The 17,740-nt window shown below is 61.8% G+C and carries 16 protein-coding genes and 1 pseudogene; 11 read left to right on the top strand and 6 right to left on the bottom strand.

Annotated features, from left to right (window positions below):
- Positions 1-106: 106 nt before the first annotated feature.
- From F8G81_RS10875 to F8G81_RS10840, 8 genes are all read left to right on the top strand, one after another.
- Positions 107-1,246 (top strand): glutamate--cysteine ligase, encoded by a 1,140-nt coding sequence (locus F8G81_RS10875; protein WP_267278978.1) that lies wholly within the window; start codon positions 107-109, stop codon positions 1,244-1,246.
- A gap of 77 nt (positions 1,247-1,323) precedes the next feature.
- Positions 1,324-1,752 carry an SRPBCC family protein gene (locus tag F8G81_RS10870; protein WP_267278977.1) on the top strand — a complete coding sequence of 143 codons (429 nt, stop codon included), beginning with the start codon at positions 1,324-1,326 and terminating at the stop codon, positions 1,750-1,752.
- Between the two features lie 204 nt (positions 1,753-1,956).
- Positions 1,957-2,154: a hypothetical protein gene (locus F8G81_RS10865; protein ID WP_267278976.1), complete on the top strand. Its 198-nt coding sequence runs from the start codon at positions 1,957-1,959 to the stop codon at positions 2,152-2,154.
- Between the two features lie 960 nt (positions 2,155-3,114).
- On the top strand, positions 3,115-5,271 hold the full coding sequence (locus tag F8G81_RS10860) for a glycogen debranching N-terminal domain-containing protein (protein WP_267278975.1): 2,157 nt from the start codon (positions 3,115-3,117) through the stop codon (positions 5,269-5,271).
- Positions 5,272-5,765: 494 nt separating this feature from the next.
- A complete protein-coding gene (locus F8G81_RS10855) occupies positions 5,766-6,686 on the top strand; it encodes a VOC family protein (protein ID WP_267278974.1) in 921 nt (306 codons plus the stop codon).
- Between the two features lie 113 nt (positions 6,687-6,799).
- A complete protein-coding gene (locus tag F8G81_RS10850; protein WP_267278973.1) occupies positions 6,800-7,696 on the top strand; it encodes a fumarylacetoacetate hydrolase family protein in 897 nt (298 codons plus the stop codon).
- Entirely contained in the window at positions 7,693-8,790 is a 1,098-nt protein-coding gene (locus F8G81_RS10845; protein ID WP_267278972.1) for a quinone oxidoreductase family protein, read from the top strand. The genes F8G81_RS10850 and F8G81_RS10845 overlap by 4 nt, the downstream gene beginning before the upstream one ends.
- Positions 8,791-9,540: 750 nt before the next feature.
- Positions 9,541-10,842 carry an MFS transporter gene (locus F8G81_RS10840; RefSeq protein ID WP_267278971.1) on the top strand — a complete coding sequence of 434 codons (1,302 nt, stop codon included), beginning with the start codon at positions 9,541-9,543 and terminating at the stop codon, positions 10,840-10,842.
- 122 nt (positions 10,843-10,964) lie between these two features.
- On the opposite strand, the gene F8G81_RS10835 is transcribed toward F8G81_RS10840, so the two are convergent.
- On the bottom strand, positions 10,965-11,717 hold the full coding sequence (locus tag F8G81_RS10835) for a GntR family transcriptional regulator (RefSeq protein ID WP_267278970.1): 753 nt from the start codon (positions 11,715-11,717) through the stop codon (positions 10,965-10,967).
- Between the two features lie 237 nt (positions 11,718-11,954).
- Here F8G81_RS10835 and F8G81_RS10830 point away from each other — a divergent pair, with 237 nt between their 5' ends.
- The 3 genes and pseudogenes from F8G81_RS10830 to F8G81_RS10820 form a co-directional block, all read left to right on the top strand.
- Complete coding sequence (locus F8G81_RS10830) at positions 11,955-12,812, top strand: ABC transporter substrate-binding protein (RefSeq protein ID WP_267278969.1); 858 nt, start codon at positions 11,955-11,957, stop codon at positions 12,810-12,812.
- A gap of 37 nt (positions 12,813-12,849) precedes the next feature.
- Positions 12,850-13,707, top strand: coding sequence for a fumarylacetoacetate hydrolase family protein (locus F8G81_RS10825; protein ID WP_267278968.1), 858 nt, complete (start codon positions 12,850-12,852; stop codon positions 13,705-13,707).
- Positions 13,707-13,808 (top strand): annotated as a pseudogene (locus F8G81_RS10820) (maleylpyruvate isomerase); the annotation flags it as partial. The gene F8G81_RS10825 and the pseudogene F8G81_RS10820, both read left to right, overlap by 1 nt.
- Before the next feature lie 85 nt (positions 13,809-13,893).
- Here F8G81_RS10820 and F8G81_RS10815 read toward each other — a convergent pair.
- The 5 genes from F8G81_RS10815 to F8G81_RS10795 all read right to left on the bottom strand — a co-directional run bounded on the left by F8G81_RS10815 (position 13,894) and on the right by F8G81_RS10795 (position 17,736).
- Positions 13,894-14,376 carry a hypothetical protein gene (locus tag F8G81_RS10815; protein ID WP_267278967.1) on the bottom strand — a complete coding sequence of 161 codons (483 nt, stop codon included), beginning with the start codon at positions 14,374-14,376 and terminating at the stop codon, positions 13,894-13,896.
- Positions 14,377-14,387: 11 nt separating this feature from the next.
- A complete protein-coding gene (locus F8G81_RS10810; protein ID WP_267278966.1) occupies positions 14,388-15,107 on the bottom strand; it encodes a DUF6152 family protein in 720 nt (239 codons plus the stop codon).
- A gap of 332 nt (positions 15,108-15,439) precedes the next feature.
- The gene (locus tag F8G81_RS10805) at positions 15,440-16,183 is read right to left on the bottom strand and encodes an SDR family NAD(P)-dependent oxidoreductase (RefSeq protein WP_267278965.1); all 744 of its coding nucleotides are present in this window, start codon (positions 16,181-16,183) and stop codon (positions 15,440-15,442) included.
- A 37-nt stretch (positions 16,184-16,220) separates the two neighbouring features.
- Positions 16,221-16,886 carry an SDR family NAD(P)-dependent oxidoreductase gene (locus tag F8G81_RS10800; RefSeq protein WP_267278964.1) on the bottom strand — a complete coding sequence of 222 codons (666 nt, stop codon included), beginning with the start codon at positions 16,884-16,886 and terminating at the stop codon, positions 16,221-16,223.
- Between the two features lie 421 nt (positions 16,887-17,307).
- Positions 17,308-17,736 carry a universal stress protein gene (locus F8G81_RS10795; protein WP_267278963.1) on the bottom strand — a complete coding sequence of 143 codons (429 nt, stop codon included), beginning with the start codon at positions 17,734-17,736 and terminating at the stop codon, positions 17,308-17,310.
- Positions 17,737-17,740 lie beyond the last annotated feature (4 nt).

Raw genomic sequence — 17,740 nt, 5'->3', positions numbered from 1 at the left:
GAGACTCGGCCCGCCACCCCTCCCGGCCACTTGTATGTCATCTCCGAGGGCAGGCAGGACAAGCCTTTAGCGCTTTGCGTTCGCTTTCGTCCCCCACACTTGGCCGATGCGTACTTTTGGTGTCGAAGAAGAATTCCTGATCGTGAACCCCGACAGCGGTGTTCCCCTGCCGTTGGCCGGGGAACTATTGCGTCTGCACGATCCGGGCGTTCAGGTCGACCGCGACGCTTTGCGCCTGCCAACGCTGTCCGGGGAGCTCCAGCAGGAACAGCTCGAAGTCATCACCCGCCCGCACAGCAGCCTGGCGGCACTGGCCGCTGAGATCCGGGCTGGCCGGACCTACGCCGATTCATTGGCCCGGATGGCGGGCGCAAGAGTCGCGGCACTGGGCACCTCGCCGCTGGCCGTGACGCCCTGCCCGACCCGCACGGAGCGCTACGACTCCCTGCAGGAAAAATTTGCCCTCACGGCCCGGGAGCAACTGACCTGCGGAATGCATGTCCACGTTTCCGTCGACTCCGACGAGGAAGGGGTCGCGGTCCTTGACCGGATCCGGTCATGGCTTCCGATACTCACTGCGTTGAGCTCCAATTCACCGTTCTGGAACGGCGCAGACAGCGGATACGCCAGCTTCCGGACCCAGGCATGGAACCGGTGGTCCTCGGCAGGGCCCACAGAAGTCTTCGGATCTGCCCGGGCCTACCATGCGCTGGTGACGGACCTTGCCGGCACCGGCGTCGTTAAGAGTCCGGATTTTGATGCGCGCCTCTCCGTCAATCACCCCACAGTAGAGGTCCGCGTGGCCGACGTTTGCGTTGACTCCCGGGACGCGGTCCTTGTCGCAGCCTTGGTCCGGGCCCTGGTTGATACAGCGGCCCGGGAGTGGGAGTCTGGCCTGCACCCGGGTCGTGTCCCCGCAGTAATTCTGCGCCAGGCGGCCTGGCGGGCCAGCCGGTACGGAGTGCACGCGGACCTGCTCCACCCCATGACACACCGCCCGGACACCGCAGGAACCGTCGTCGCAGCGTTCCTCAACCATGTCCGGGACGCCTTGGACGACGCCGGGGACGCCGGCTTTGTTGCAGAGTCGCTGGCAAGGATTTCCAGTCAGGGCACAGGTGCCACCCGCCAGCGGCAGGCACTAACACGCGGCGATAGATTGGCTGACGTGGTTTCTGACGCCATTGACGGCACCCACCAGGAGTTGGCGGGGCACTTTCCGGACCTTGTCTCTGTTTTGGGCTGACCGTCCCAAAGCGAACTCGGGGTGAATTCTGGGTTAGCGCCGGCCCGTTCAGGATCACGGCTGGCTACCCTTGGCTGATGCAGTCGTTTGAGTCCGAAGAGCCCATCAATGCCCGCTCATCAACGGTGTGGGACATCATCACGGATGCCGGCAATTTCACCGTCTGGGAATCAGGAATCATATGGATCGACGGCGAGGTACGCAACGGCGCCCTGATCCGGATCAGAACCACCGGCGGTGACCGCCGGACCTTCCACACGCGCGTGCAGCAAATGCCGGGCCAGATCATGATCTGGAAGACAGGCCTGCTTCTTGGTCTGCTGACGTGGACCCGCACGTACAGCCTCTCGCCACACGCGGAGCTGACGCACCTCCGGGTCAAGGACGAATTCGGTGGGCCCCTGCTCAGGTTCGCCAGCAGCGCCATTCCGGTCTCCCGGCAGGACCTGTATTCCTACGTCGCTGCAGTCAGAAAACGCGCAGAACTCCTTGATCGGCGCTCGTAGTGGTACTTCTGCCGGCGTTCATCAGCCGTTCACTGCCCCCGGATAGGGCCTCGGCGTGAACGTTTTCGATCTGTCCCGCCACGGCTTTACTGTTCCCGACGAAGATGACGAAGACCCCTTCTCATCTCGCCGGACGGCACACCGGTCGACACCTGGCGGGAAGGCTACCCCTACACGACAAGAATGACGCGGAACCATTACGAAATGGAAAAGCGCCTGCCGCAGATCGAGCTGCTGAAGCTGCAGAAATCGCTCAAGGCTTCCGGCCGCCGACTTGTCATGGTTTTTGAAGGGCGCGACGCTGCCGGCACCCGGGACAATCAAACGCTTCCGAGCACTCCGATTCACCGGCGCGCAGGCCTACCGGCGGCCCCGCTGATAGGGGTGATGACACGGTGTTGACACCGTCAACACCCCCGTTGGCCGGATAAACTCGCCGCCAGCCACCCTCCCGGGCCCGCAGGAAACAGCGAATGGATGGAAAACCCGGATGAACGTTCCCCTTGGTCATGTCGTCAACAGAAACCTTAGCCATGAATGAGTGATTGCCAACCACGGCCATCAGAACAAACCAGAGAAGAGGACGAGTCCCCCACAGCCCAGCAGGCGGAAGGCCCACCAGCCAGGACCCTAACCCGCCACCCACACACCTGAATAGGCCCCGCGGCAGCCAGGCAACAGCCCGCGCAATAGCGTCAGAGGGACGCCATCACAAGCTTGTACACACGTTAAAGCAAAATCCCCTCGGACGAGGGAATCTCTTGTGCCCGAGGTGGGACTCGAACCGCATTCCAGGCCCTGCAAACACTGGGAACTCCCGAAAACATAAGCAATCCGGGCCAGTCCGGCCGATGTACAGCCCAGTCCGAAGCGAAAAGTGTGGACATTGTCCACACCCAAATATCGACCACTTCGAAGCAGTTCCAATTAGCTGCCACTTGCACTACTCGTGTGACGAGATGGGTCGCTAACGACGAGATTGAATGCTTCCTCACTGCTGAAGTCATGCCGCTAGCCGTCGATCCAGAGCATTAGGACCCATCAGAGTCCAGACCGCACGCTTGTTGCCGTCGATCAGCGCGTGTACCCATGCCGCCGACTCCAAGAGAACCGCCGCATTCGGGCGGTTTGTACTCTCCACCCATCAGACATCGATTCGCCTGAAGCGTGGTTCGTCACCCCCTGCTCTTACGGCCGCTGTTGCCGCTTCCCCGGTCACCTCCTCATGCGCGCTTTGCCGGGGGCTGGCTTCATGTGGCACACAGGCGTAGCGTCCGTTGGGTAGGGAATCCGCGGTGGACAGCGATCCGAGCGGCGCCCGGTGTTGAAGCCCTTGAGGTCAGTCCTTTGAAGGAGCCCAGGATGACTGGATGGAATGCTGACACTGCTGCCGGCCCTTTGGGGCCCGGGTCGGTCACACTGGTGGAAGGCTCATCCTTCTGCATCTCTGCAGCGAATGGGGACATCCATCCGGAATACCCGCACGGTGTGTTCTATGAGGACACCCGCATCCTGTCCGGCTGGAATTTGACCATTAACGGTGAGCCCGTGGAGCCGCTGGTCGCGAAGACAAAAGAACCCTACCGGGCCCTGATTGCTGGCCGCGTAAACCATTCGGACGGGTACGCCGACAGCCCCCTGATCGTCGAACGCCTTCGGGAGGTAGGCGCTGGGATCTTAGAGCGAATCACCGTCCGGAACTACTCGACGGCCCCCGCCAAATGCCTAATTTCCATCAAGGTGGAGGCGGATTTCGCGGACCTCTTCGAGGTAAAGGAGGCGCGCATCCAGCGGCACTGGGACGAGTCCCGCGCAGCCGACGGCGACGGGCTGACTATCCGGGCCACTTGGCAGGACATTCGGAAGGGCGTCCTCGTGTCTGCCGACGGCGCTGACGCCTCACCCGAAGCCCTGACGTTCCATGCCGTTGTCCCGCCCCATGGAGAATGGAGCGCCACCGTTAGTGCGGTGCCCACTGTCAACGGGACCGGTCCGGTGGCGCCGCTCGTACGTCCTGACGCCGATGAGTTATCTCCTCGCGACCTGCGCCGGCAGGAGTGGGTATCAAAGATTCCCGTCCTGCAGATGGGCAACAGCTCCATAGAGCGGACCCTTCGGCGTAGCTACGATGACCTGGGAGCCCTTCGCATCGAGGACCCGAAGCACCCGGACCGAGTCGTGGTGGCTGCGGGCGCGCCCTGGTTCATGGCGCTGTTCGGACGGGACTCGCTATGGGCGTCCCTGATGGCGCTGCCGGTGGATCCGTCACTGGCTTTCGGCACCATCCAGACGCTCGCCGAACGCCAGGGCAAGGTCGTGGATGAGATGAGCGAAGAGGAGCCGGGCAAGATCCTGCACGAGGTCCGGCTCGATGTCTCCAGCGGGCTGGCGTTGGGCGGCAAATCCGCCTATTACGGCAGCGTCGATGCCACCCCGCTGTTCGTAGCTCTATTCGGGGAGGTGAGCCGCTGGGGCTTCGCCGCAGAAACCTTCACTGCCCTGCTCCCGCACGTTGACCGGGCGCTCGACTGGATCCGGAACTACGGCGACAAGGACGGCGACGGCTTCGTCGAGTATGAACGCCTTAACGACAGGGGGCTCATCAACCAGGGCTGGAAGGACTCCTGGGACGGTATCAACTTTGCCGATGGCACTCTGGCCGAACCCCCGATCGCCCTCTGCGAAGTGCAGGCCTACGTCTACGGCGCCTATCTGGCCCGCTCCTGGATAGCCTATGACGCTGGGGACCTAGGCCTGGCAGCGGAGTACCGGGACCTCGCGGCACAGTTGAAAAGGCAGTTCAACGAACAGTTCTGGTTGCCCGACCGCGGGTACTACGCAATCGCCCTAGATGGAAAGAAGCGGCCTGTCGATGCGTGCGCTTCCAACATGGGTCAATGCCTCGTGTTTGGCATCATCGATGAAGACAAGGCCCCAATGGTGGCAGAACGGCTCATGTCCCCGGAGATGTTCAGCGGCTGGGGCGTAAGGACCCTGGCCAGCGACATGGGCGCCTACAACCCCGCCAGCTACCACAACGGATCGGTCTGGCCCCACGACAATGCCATCATCGCAGCCGGACTCCTGCGCTACGGCTTCGTCGAGCAGGCGCAGCGGATCTCCACAGCTTTGTTCGAGGCTGCCGAGTACTCGGAAGGGCGGCTGCCGGAGCTATTTTGCGGCTTTAGCCGCGAACACTTCGACGAACCCGTACCCTACCCGACTGCATGCTCACCACAGGCTTGGGCCGCCACCACCCCGATCTTCCTCATCAAAAGCCTAATGGGCTACTACGCCGACGTTGCCCGCGGCGGCCTCTGGATGGATCCTGTCCTCCCGGAATCCTACGGGGACCTGCACATCACCAACGCCCCCATGGCCAACAGCAGGATCACCATCGACATCTCCGGTTCCAGCGCGACGATCAAGGGACTGCCCGAGGGCATGCTGTTCCACCATGGAACACGACCACGGGCATCCGAATTGGTTGAACGCGCCAGACCGCGCGGAAAGGCCTAAATACGGAGTTACCGTTCCACGGAGGAAGCCGAGGTCACTCAAAGTCTCCATGGGCCGCTTCAGAGCACGCGATGAAACCATCTTTCCGGAAGCTGCCGTGCCCCCGACGGACGCAACTCCCCCCCCCGCAGCCACGACGTCCCTGGCGATTTCCCACACCGCACTGGTGGCAGCTAGAAAGCGCCTGGCTCCGCTTCTGTCCTCCATCCAGCAGTTGGCGAGCTTTCCGTGCAGGCCTCAGGACATAAGTGATTTAATGGGTTCCTAACTGTATACATAACTTTCGCTCATTAGTATTTTGAAACCGAATGGGCTGGATGTGGGAACCCGGCGTATAGGAGTTTTCACGCGGCAAAATACCCGTTTTTGCAAAGTGTCCGGAGACAGGGTCTTCCGACCAAGCGGTTAAGTGTGTACAGTTTGAGGCACATCTTCTAAGAAAACGTTCAAGAAGATGCACATATAAGCAGCGACGGGATCGAAGAGGATTCAGTATGACGAACTCACCAGCTGGCATGGGAAGCTCAACGCCAGTCAATGTCTCAAAACTTGGATACGTGGGGTTCGAAACCCCGGATGTAGACCGCATGGTGGACTACTACACCAAAATTCTTGACTTCAAGCTTGTCGAGCGCAGTGAAACCCAGGCCTTCCTCACCACAAACTTTGATCACCACTCCATCGTGATCGAAAAGGGGGATGTGAACCCGCGCTCATTCGTAGGCTACGAGATTTGGGAAGACATCAGCGATGCACAGCGACGGTTGAAGGAGGCCGGCTACGATGTTGAGCGCCGTACCGACATCGCGCCTTCGACCCCCGACGTGCTGATCGTGGAGGAGCCCTCAACCGGCATCCCGCTACACCTCTATGACGCGCAGTCCGGGAGCGGCATTGACGGTTACACGCCTATTCGACCGACCAAGCTCGGTCACGTGGCCGCATTCGTACCTGATTTGAAACCGCTGCAGGATTTTTACCAAGGTCTTCTGGGCTTCAAATGGGCTGACACCATCGGAGATTTTTTTGTGTTCCTTCGGTGCAATTCCGACCATCACGCCGCGAATTTCATGGCTTCCAAGGTCAAGCGTTCCCTCCACCACATCGCCTACGAGATGCGTGACGTCAACCACCTGCAGACCATGATCGACCACCTGGCAAAGAACGGCTACCAACTGGACTGGGGCCCCGGCCGACACGGCCCGGGCCACAACCTCTTCACCTACCACAAGGATCCGGACGGCAACAACATCGAGCTCTTCACCCAGCTCGACGTCATCCACGACGAGTCCAAAGGCTACTGGGAACCCCGTCCCTGGCACAACGACTTTCCGCAGTACCCCAAAACCTGGGAAGTCGATGTCATGACGATCAACAGCTGGGGCCCGATCAACCCAGCCCTTATGGAGCACTAAACAGCTCGACCTTTGCGAGCCGAAGCGCTGCCCGACGCTCGCCCGCATTAATCGGCAACAGCACATACACAACACCATGCACAGGCCCACAGACGTGCCTACAGGAGAATCGAATGAATAAACCATCATCGGCCCTTATCCAGTACATCCTCCCCGGGGATCCGACCCCAAGACTTGGAATCCAGGCCGACGGAGAGGTGCGCAGACTGCCCCCGCAAATCACCGCTGCAACCATGATGGAACTGCTGGAAAATTGGGACGCTTACGCTTCCGTCCTTGAAAGCCTGGACACCTCGGTGCTAGAGCCGGTACACGACGCAGCCCTCGTCGCTCCCCTGACGTTTCCCCACAAGGTGATCTGCGCAGGCGTGAACTACTACGACCATGCCCAAGAGATGGGAACCGCCCGCCCAGATTCCGAGGCGGACCCGTTTTTCTTCCTTAAAACCCCCACGACGACCATCGTGGGACCGTATGACGACATCCAGCTGCCCGGCAACCCGGCTTCGAAAGTGGACTGGGAAGCCGAGCTGGCCGTCGTGGTGGGCAAGACCTGCAAGAATGCCTCCGCCGAAGACGCACTCAGCTACGTAGCCGGGTACACAGTGGCCAACGATCTCTCGGACCGCGGTCTTTTCCCGCGCGCCGGGGCAGTGTTTCCCGCCTTCAGTTTTGACTGGTTCGCGCACAAGAGCCAGGACGGGTTCTGCCCCATTGGCCCCGGCGTCGTTCCCTCCTGGCTGGTCAAGGATCCACAAACGCTGGCCGTTCAGCTTTTCGTCAATGATGAGCTGAAGCAGGACGGAAACACCAGGGACATGGTGATAACCATCGCCAAGCTGGTGGCCGCCGCCAGCCGGCTGCTGACATTGCAGCCAGGCGATCTCATTCTCACCGGAACACCCGCGGGTGTCGGGATGCCCAAGGGGACATTCCTCAAGGCCGACGACGTTGTCAGGGTGGAAATCGAAGGTATCGGATCCATTCGGAACAGGATGATTGGAAAATGACTCCCTCCACGCTTACCACTGGCGCCTGGCCTGCTGTCACCTCTGTCCCTTCCGAAATGGCTGCGGCCGTCCTGACCAGGTTTGGCGGGCCGGAGGTGCTGCAAATGCACTCGGCGCCCACTCCGGTGCCCAAGCCTGGAGAAGCTCTGGTCAGGGTTGCCTCGGTCAGTGTGGGCCGGCTACTGGACGTAGTGGCCCGTTCCGGCAAGCACCCCTACGCCAGCTTCACCTTTCCCCATATATTGGGCGCAGAACACGCCGGCGTCGTGGCAGCTCTCGGCCCAGGCGTCACGGAACTGCAGATCGGCAACAAAGTAGCGGGATTTCCGGTTGTTGTGCAGGGCGAGGACGAGTTCACACGAGCCGGCTATTCCGAATTGTCCCCTCGCCTGCAACTCCTGGGAACCCACCGGCCTGGAGCATACGCACAGTACGTGTGCATTCCGGCCGAGAACCTCACGGTGGTTCCAGACACCATGAATCCAGCCGAGGTTGCGGCCTTGGCCCTGGCCGGACCAGTGGCCATGAATCAGTTCACCAGGGCAGGCGGAGTTGGACAGGGAACCAGGGTCATCGTCCAAGGAGCGACATCGGCCTTGGGCCTCACCACAGCACTGCTGGCAAAGCACCTGGGTGCCCAAGTCATCGTTACTTCCCGGCATGAAAGCAAACAGGCCCAACTCCGCGGCTTCGGGTTCGATCACGTCCTCGACGCCGTGGAACCCTCATTCGTTGACGAGGTCGGGGAAGTGTTTGAAGGTAAGGGCGCCCAGCTCATCTCGGATAATCTCGGCGCCCCGATGGTTTGGGAGCACGGCCTTCAGGTTCTGGCACCCGGAGGGGCCATTGTGTCCTCAGGCGCATTTCTTGGACACAACGTTCCCGTCAACCTCCAACGGCTCTACTCGAAAGGCCAGCGGATTGTCGGCGTAAAAACCGGCAACCTCGCAGCGGTCGGTCAGCTGTGGCAGGAAGTGGCCAAGGGCTTCAGGACCATCACCGATAAGACTTTTACGCTTGAGCAAGCCCCCGCTGCGCACCATTATGTTGAAGCCGGCCGCAACGTGGGCCGCGTATCCCTCGAGGTCGAGTAGCGGTTTTCTGCATAAGGCTGGGCGGCACGTAAAGGCTGCCCAGCCGGACCGGAGCCTTACCCCATACGGAGAAACCTTGCGAGAAGATGCACTAATAACCCACTTCCAAGTTGCAGATCGTTCTGTCCGGGACAAACTCCTGGAATTGGCGGTTACCCAAGCAGTAGAGGTAGCCCTCCTCCGTCGCCAGGGCGTGTTAGTGACCCGTCATGGCCACAACTGTTTCCAAGTCGAAGTGACAACAGCGGTTCCGTTCAGGACCACTCGGGAGAAGAGCACGGAGCCATGCGCAATGATTAGCCAGACATCAAGACCTCCCCGTTCGGCTCAACTGTACACACACGGATCTTGCCAGCCCTAGCCAGTAGTTACTGCGACGCGGGAGAAAGAACGCAGGGGCAAAGGCGAAGTGCCTCGAAGTTCAGAAAGAAGCGCGGCTCAACCATTGTGATCGTCGCCACTCTTCTGCCACAATAAGTGTGTACACTCTGATTGTCGCGTTAGCGCTTGGCCGCAAGGACGCGTTCAGTAAGCAACTCGGCGCCTTACCCGCTCCCCTTGAGGAAGGCGGCCAATGAAGTTCTATTTTTCATCTCAATCAAGAGGGGCGCCGGATGCAGCAATACATCGTGGCATGGCGGGACGAACGCCGGCAGGTTGAGGCCACTTAGTCCCACACCGGCGCACTCACCAGTCCGCACCCTACATCTTCAGCTCAACGTGGAGCCCAAAGACAACAAGGAGAATATTTTGAATCAACATCAGTCAGCAACTCAGGTCACGGCCGCAGCGTCGCCGGCTTTGGTCGCCACTGGTCCACGGCGCGGCGCGATCCTTCTGGCCTTCGCCGTACTCTGCCTGTCGTTCATGCTCAACGCCATGGACCGTCAGGTGTTCTACCCGCTCCTCCCCGAGATCCGCAAGGAATTCGGCTTCACGCTTGAGGAATCGGGATTCCTCGCAACCGGCTTCACTCTTGGCCTGGCGGTAGCTGGCTTTCTGGCCGGCTTCGTTGTTGACCGTTACTCGCGGAAAGTGGTTGTCATCGCCAGCATTCTTGTCTACTCGGCAGGAACTTTTGCGATCCCGCTCTCGGCGGGTTTGGTCGACATGTCGGTATATCGCATCATTTCCGGTGTGGGTGAGGGAGTGCAGGCCACCGCACTGTTCGCGATTGCCGGCTCTCTGTTTTTCCGCCGCAGGGCCTTTGCATCTGGCTTTATCGGCGTAGCGTTCGGCGCCGGGGTGTTCATTGGCCCCCTGGTAGGGGTTCCCTTCGCCATGCAGCTCCACACCTGGAAGGCGCCGTTCTTCCTCTTCGCTGCACTTGGCCTGCTGATGGTGGTTGTCATCGCCGTTACAGTGCCCCGCACGTTGACCAGCGTGGATAAAAACGCCTATTCCATATCCCAGGTCACGGTGAACTACGACCACGTTCCGGCCAACCCCTATAACCGCAACGCGATCCTATTTGGCCTCGCGGCAGTGGTTGGCGGACTCGCCTTCTACGGTTTTATGGGTCTCTACCCCACCTTCCTGCGCGAAGAGCTCGGATTCGCGCCGGGCGAAGCCACCATCGCCATTTCCATGGCCGGGCTGGGCGCCATGCTGGCGGTGCTGGCAGGATGGCTGGGTGACATCCTGAGCCAAAAATGGCTTCTGATGATCGCATTCGTTCTCGTGGCAGTCGTGGGCTGGCTAATGTACGCCGTTGTGACCGAGCCCCTGGGGCAGTACTGCCTGGCATTCCTGATGGGCGCGCTGGCGAGCGGGGCCCTGTTTCCCAATCTCGCAACAGCCATGCAACGCTCTGTCCGTCCGGCGCATATTGGCCGTGGACAGGGACTGTTCATGCTGATGTACTACGTGGCCGCGGCATTCTCAGGGCTGCTCTTCGCATCCTCGGTGTCGCAGTGGGGATGGTCTGCAGCAGGCATCTGGCAGCTGTCCGTTCTCCCGCTGGGGGCGGCCCTTATCCTGTTCTTCGTTGACACCCGAACCATGATCGGCGGCGCGCGCACTGCTTCGAGAACGGGAAGCGCATCGAGCTGACGGCCACCGCAGCGCGGCGGCCAGGCACGTTGAGGTCCTGCACAGGAAAGGAACCTCAACGTGCCCCAGCTGCTGACCTAAGGGCCGGGATCGCCGTCGGGCCTCAGGTGTGAAGCCGCAGGCTACTTCTGCCGGCTCCTGGCGCCCGTCGCCATTGCCAGCCCTTCACGAATAGCCAAAGCATCAGACTCGGGCGATACATCCTGAATGACTCTCAGCGCAGTCCTCGACAAATGCTTTGCCATGAGGCTGCCAGAGGCCTGGGGGTCCATTCCCTCCACCGCCTCCAGGATGAGTTCATGCTCTTTTAGTGCGGCATCAAAGGACTGCGGGTGCCACAGCTGGAAAAGTCGAAGATACCGTTCACTCCGCTGGGCGTAGGAGTCAATGGTCCTGCGAAGCGGTTCGCTCACACGGGACATGCAAAGGCTGTGGAAACGACGGTGGCTGTCCATCCAGGCCGACATGTCCTGAACTTTTCTCGCCTTGTCCATTTCCTCGAGGCATTCCCGTGCCTCCTGGGATTCTTCCGCTGTGAGCTTGCCGGTGCTCATCCGGCATCCCAGGCTCTCCAGACAGATGCGCGCCCCATAGAGCTGATCCAACTCCAGGGCATCCAGCCCTTTTACCTTGGCACGCTGATTCAGATCGGCCTCAATGAGACCCTCCTCCTGCAGCATTCGAAAAGCTTCGCGCATAGGTGTACGGCTGACATCGAAGACCCTGGCAAGCTCGGCTTGTTTCAAGATTGCCCCTGGAGGCAGGAGGCTATCAGTGATGAGCTGACGGAGATGGCTGTGCAGTTCCAGACTGGTGGCCCGGGGAGAGCTGAAGGTTGGTCGGGGCAGCCCTTCCAGGACAGCGGGATCGCTCAAAGTGTGGTCTCCTAGCCTGAGGGTCGGGTGGCCTTAAAGCCTCAGAAGTACATGTACTTCTGTGAGCTTAGCGCGCCGGATGAATTCTCGTCGATAACACGCCCTGCCGTCAGCAGGGACTCAGCCCAGAGCTGCCCAACACCTCAATGAATGCAATTGGACCACCTGCTGCGATTCAATGCAGCCATTGCGAGCCTACGGGACTGTATACAGAAACCTCTTAGCAAAGGAAACTACGTGGAAAAGGTAACTACAGCTGTTTTTCCGTCCGCCGGCAGTGCCCACATCTGGTACGCGCAGGACCACGGACTCTTCGAGCAGGCGGGGATCGATGTACGTGTCATCGAAGTGCGGTCATCGGAGGAACAAATGCTGCTTTGGGACACAGCACGGGCGGATTTCATGCATACGGCCCCCGATCACTTGCTGAGGGACCGTAAGCGGGATCCAGTGGCGCTGCGCCTTGAGGGGGTGGGCGAACTGGCCGTCTATGTCCGGCCGGACGTTCCGCTGAGAGGTTGGGCCACGGTCCGATGGGGTGTCGACGGGCCGGACAGCGCCTTCGCGTTTGTGCTGCAGGCCATCCTGGCAGAACGCTCAATTCCCGTCAGCGTCAGAAACGTCATACCTGTTGGCGGTACCAAGCAACGGCTCGAGGCCTTGATCTCCGGGAGTATCGACGGGACGACTCTGCATCCGCCTTTTGACGCAGCAGCCGAAGCGCATGGATGCATCCGGCTGGCCGGCCACCTCACCGTGGCGCCCGATTTGGCCACCGTAGTCCTCGTCGCTTCACGCCCGGATCTTGCTTCCAGCCGGCTCTCGGGCTACCTGCATGCCCTGGATCAGGCGAGAGAGGATCTGCAGGCGGGCGGACCCGCAGCGTTAGCCGAAGTTCTGGGCAGGCGCGGCTGGAGTCAGGAAAGCTCCGAGGCCGTGGCTGCGGACGTGATGGGCCCTCAAGGGCTGATGGCCGATCAGTCACGGCTCAAACACGGCATGGAGGAGGCGGCACGCCTCCGCGCACGATTCACCTCAGGATGGGCACCGCCCCAGGATATCGGGCAGCTGATAGCAGCCCACTCACAAGCCTGAGCTTTAACCGCACCTACATCGAAGGACGCAAGAACGCATGAGACTCCTCACCCTCCGCCTGAACAACGGCAGCAACGGCGCCGGCACCGCCGGTCCCGCCAAGACTGCGGCGGTCCGCCAGGACGGCGGCACCCTTACCGAGATCGACGGGTTCGCCGACGTCGGGGCCCTGCTGCAGGACCCCGCCTGGGAAACCACGGCCAAAGCCGCCTCCGGCGCAACGCACGCGCTCGACGGCGCGGACCTTGCCGCCGTCGTGACCTCCCCCGGGAAAATCATCTGCGTCGGCCACAACTACCGCAACCACATCAAGGAAATGGGCCGCGAAGTCCCCGAATACCCCACCCTGTTCGCCAAGTACGCCGAATCCCTGATCGGGCCCAACGACGACCTGGCCCTGCCGCAGGAATCAGACACCGTGGACTGGGAAGCCGAACTCGCCGTCATCATCGGCAAAACCGGCCGCCGCATCCCCGAGGCCGACGCCGCCAACCACATCGCCGGCTACGCCGTCCTGAACGACATCTCCATGCGCGACTACCAGTTCCGCACCATCCAATGGCTGCAGGGCAAAACCTGGGAGAAGTCCACCCCGTTCGGCCCGGCCCTGGTCACCAAAGACGAAGTCACCCCCGGCCCGCTGATGACCTCCGCCGTCGACGGGGACATCCAGCAAAGCACCCCCACCTCGGACCTGGTGTTCACGCCCGAGTTCCTGGTCTCCTACATCTCCACCATCATCACCCTGAACCCCGGCGACGTGATCGCCACCGGCACCCCCGGCGGCGTCGGCCACGCCCAAGACCCCAAACGGTACCTGCAGGAAGGCCAACTCCTCGTCACCACCATCGAAGGACTGGGCCAACTGAAAAACCGCGTGGTCAAGGAAGCCTGATGGTAGCCCGCACCGACCAAACCACGGACCCGGTACTGCTGGAGGGGCTCCTCCAGGCCCGGCGGGGGACCGCGTTCTTCGCCCGGAAACTCAGCGAGCTCTTAGTCCCCCATCTGACGGTGACCGGCTGTCACATAAAAGGCACTTTTCACCGAGTGGCAGGATCGGTTGATTATCCCGCGCATGTCAGGTGTAGGCCAGGAGTCTCCCCGCCACCGTGACACCTGACCAGGAAACTAAGGACATGACCGCGGCCATCCGAGCGGCGACAGGCGATGGCCCGCCCGAGTCCCAGGCGGCGACGTTCCGGTAGGTGCCACGGTGGAAGATCAGGATATTTAGGCCTGCAACCATGATGAGGCCAAGCTTCCACGGAGCGCTGCCGCGGTCAGCCATGAGGCTCGCCGCGGGCAGGAACATTAGGACGCCGGTGGCCGCTGCGATCACGAACCCGAGGCGTGACAGCGGGAGCAGATAGTTCGCCGCGGTCGTCACCCTTAACTTCTGCCAGCCGAGTCCCAGCAGCCGAAGATCGAAGGCTGCGGCGGGACCGATGAGGAGAGCGATACCGATGATGTGAATACTCTCGAGTACCGGATACAGGTAGGCCGTGCCACGGATGACCTCGGCAAACGGGCCGCGCTCGAGCCAGGAGAGGAAGTCGTCCATGACGGGCGCAGTCACTCTCGACGCGACCGGGCGCGCAGATACAGAGCCCCTCCTGCAACGACGACGACCAGCACCACACCGACCGTGACCCACACCGCTATCGGCGACGTACCGTCCGAGCCCTCGGCAGCAGCCCGGGCATCGTGGTCAACGTCGGCGGCAGCCGAGCCGTCCGCGGGATACGGAACCGGCAGCGGCCTCGCCGGCAGTTCACTTCCGAGCACCTGATTGACCGGCTGCCCGTCCTCGAACCAGAACACGACCGGACGAAACTCATCGTCGTGACTCGCGCCGATATAGCCGACCGCTTCGACTCGCTCGCCGTCAACGAGCGGACGGTCGAGGCCCCACCTTCCCGTGAAACTCGGGGGCGCGATGACGACCTCCAACACGTCATAGGAGCCACTGTACGACGGAGCGTCCCTGATTGGACCGCTGTCTTCAGGGGCCTGCAGCTGCTCAGGTAAAGCCAGTTCAGGCGTGTCAGCGGGGAGCTCGCTGTCGAGCGTGGCGGTGAAATAGGAATGCGGGTCGCCCCAGCGGACCTGCGAGACGGTACCCGAGATGTAGTACAGGCGGTCCGTGTCGAAGTCGTCGAACCCGTGATGGGCCTCTGCGGTGCTGGCGTGGAAGCCAATGAACGTCGCCGCGAGAATTACGGAGGCCGCCGCTAGCTTAGCGTGGCGGGCGCCGGCGCGGGTCTGTCGCGCGATGCTTGTGATGAAGCGCATGCTGAATTGATCCTTTTCCAAAAGCTGGTGTCGGATCCAGTGAATCCCATATCACGAGAATCAGGGAGGCCCTGTTGGTACACCTTTTGGCAGGGCCTGTCGGCAGATTTCTGAGCGATAGGCCGGTTTTCAGGTAGGACATGGCGTGGATCACTCTCTGCCCCCGGAGAACGCCGGGCCCGGTCGGATCAACCAGACCCACCTGCTGGAACTCGCACCCGCCACCGATCAGATCAGGTAGGCGTTCCGTACGTGCCGCCATTGGCGCGGAACGGTGCGATGTGCGGGTCATCGCTCCCGGCGATCCATGCAACCGCATTGGCCCCAATTCGTCATTTTGGTGCTCCCTGGATCGCGATTCCCGTGTAGTCGGCCAGCGAGCTAAGGAGCGCCGCCTGGAAGTGTTCATCACCTGCCGCCTGATGAGGCGCCTGCGTCTTCTGGTGGTGCCAGTAGCGCCCGCTCCGGAGTGCTTCGGGGTTCCCTGCCGCAGCCAGCCAGGCCTGTGTGACGTGGCCAAGCCGAAGTTCGTCGCTGGCGCCTGGACCGCCCATCCGGGTCGGCACCCACCCGGGATCCACGGCGTAAGTGCTCACATCCGGCCACAACCTTGCAACCGCCGCCGCGAGGGCAGTCACGAACAGCTTGCTGTCGGAATATGAACGGGGCTTTTGTCCGCCGCTCCAGTCCACCCCGGCGAGATCTGCATGGCCGCCGTGGTGCATGCTGCTGCTGAGGTAAATCAAACGGTCAGGCCGTTCCATTTCCGCTGTGAGGACGAAGGGGGCGACGACGTTCACCGACAGCAGGGACGGCCCTCCGATGACGCCAGCGTTGTGGATTACGGCGTCGAATCGGCCCAGGGCGTTTGCTTGCTGGGCCAGTCCGCGTACCTCGTCAAGCCTGGCGAGGTCGCCAACCACGGCCTGCGCGCCGCGGTCGAGGAGGTCTTGGACAACTGCCAGCCGCCCGCTCGTGCGGGCATGCACGACGACGGTATGGCCGTCGTCGAGCAGCGCTTTGGCCGCCGCGCGGCCGAGCCCGTCGGTGGAGCCGGTAACGAGGATGCGGGACACGATTTTTCTTCCGTTCTGGGTGTTGACTGGGGAAAACTCATTCGAGAGGTGTCACGAAGGTACGGAAGTCCTTCCCTTCGGTGTAGATGCGCCAGAGGCTATCGGACAGGGCGGCCGGTTCGTGCGCGGGATCGCCTCCACCGATGCCCAAGGGAATGATGAGCTGCGCGACGTGGATTCCTTCCGGTGCCAGGGCGTCGTGAAGCATCTGGGCATACGCGGATTCAGCGGCGAACGCGGCAGAGGTTCCTGCGTAGTTGTGGTTGGGACGGACGGCGCTGGAACCGTTAACGAACAAGGCGGTTCCCCGGCCGAGGGCACGCATGCCGGGAAGAACCGCGTTCATGGCGGCCGCAGCGCCCAGCGCGGAGAATTCCAGCGCAGAGCGAAGTTCTTCGCGCGTCGTTTCAAGAACAGGGCGCAGATATTCCTTAGATGGCACAGGGCTGTATTGAAGGAGTTCTATCGGCCCCAACTCGTCGGCTGCCCGGGCAAGAGCGGTGTTGAGTGACTCATGGTCACGGACGTCGGCGGCGTAGCCGCGGGCGGTAATGCCGGCGCCGGTCAGTTCAGCGGCGAGTGCATCCACGTGTTCCTGCGTACGGGAGAGGAGTGCGACGTTGAAGCCTTCGGCTCCGAAGCGGCTGGCAGAGGCGAGACCCAAGCCAGGTCCGGCTCCGATGATCGCGATGGTGGTCTTCATGGTGTCCTTCTTTCGTGGAATGTAGGGCAGTACAAACTATTTCGGGGAACCGGAAGTGGCGGCCACTGAAGTCCTGTGGCCGGGCAACACCGCGTCAGATGTGTCATCGCGGGTGCGCTTCCCCGTCGACGGCGTCCACACCGTTCACAAGTGGCAGCAGCGCCGCCGTCGTCAGCCGTCCGTGCGTATCCTCTGGGATGCGGGCTGGACGGCCTGGACGTATTCTCCCAGCTCGCCAATGAGGCGAGCAGTTGCATGCGACGGCCGACGGCGACCGACTCTGCTGTCCAGATCGTGAGCGTCAGCCCCGGCTCAACGCCCATTTCCAGCCCCTCAAAAGCGAGTCATTTCACCTGCCGAGAGGGCCCCACTGATCGTTCGCCTTTGGGCGGGGGGCGAGTTCGGGGAGCAACCGTTCCTATCAGTCGGTGTCGTAGGTGTTGGCGATGTAGACGTCACAGGGAGCGCTGTGGGCCACGCTGTTGGCAACGCTGCCGAGGACGCGGCCAATGCCCTGCATCCTCCGGTTACCGACGACGATGATCCGGGCTTCTATCCTCAGGGCCTCTTTGATGAGTGCGTCGGCCGGTCTGCCACGTACTGCGGAGTAGGTCACTTCAATGTCCCGTCCGAGCGTGTCGGCGACGGTGCGGGCGACGTGCTCGGCGGCATCCGCATTGGACACGGTCAACTGATCACTGCCGCTGCCGAAAACTTCGGCGCGGTCGCTGTCGAAGGCTGATACCACGTGCAACGATGCGCCCAACGATGCAGCAAGGTCCCTGGCTGACTCCGCTGCCTTGCCTGCCGTTCCGCTACCGTCGACTCCTACAAGGATGATTCCACTCATGTTT

Origin of the sequence: Arthrobacter sp. CDRTa11, from assembly GCF_026427775.1 — a bacterium.
GTDB lineage: Bacteria > Actinomycetota > Actinomycetes > Actinomycetales > Micrococcaceae > Arthrobacter.
The sequence above is the reverse complement of the archived record's forward strand: the minus strand, read 5'-3'. Positions and strand labels throughout refer to the sequence as shown.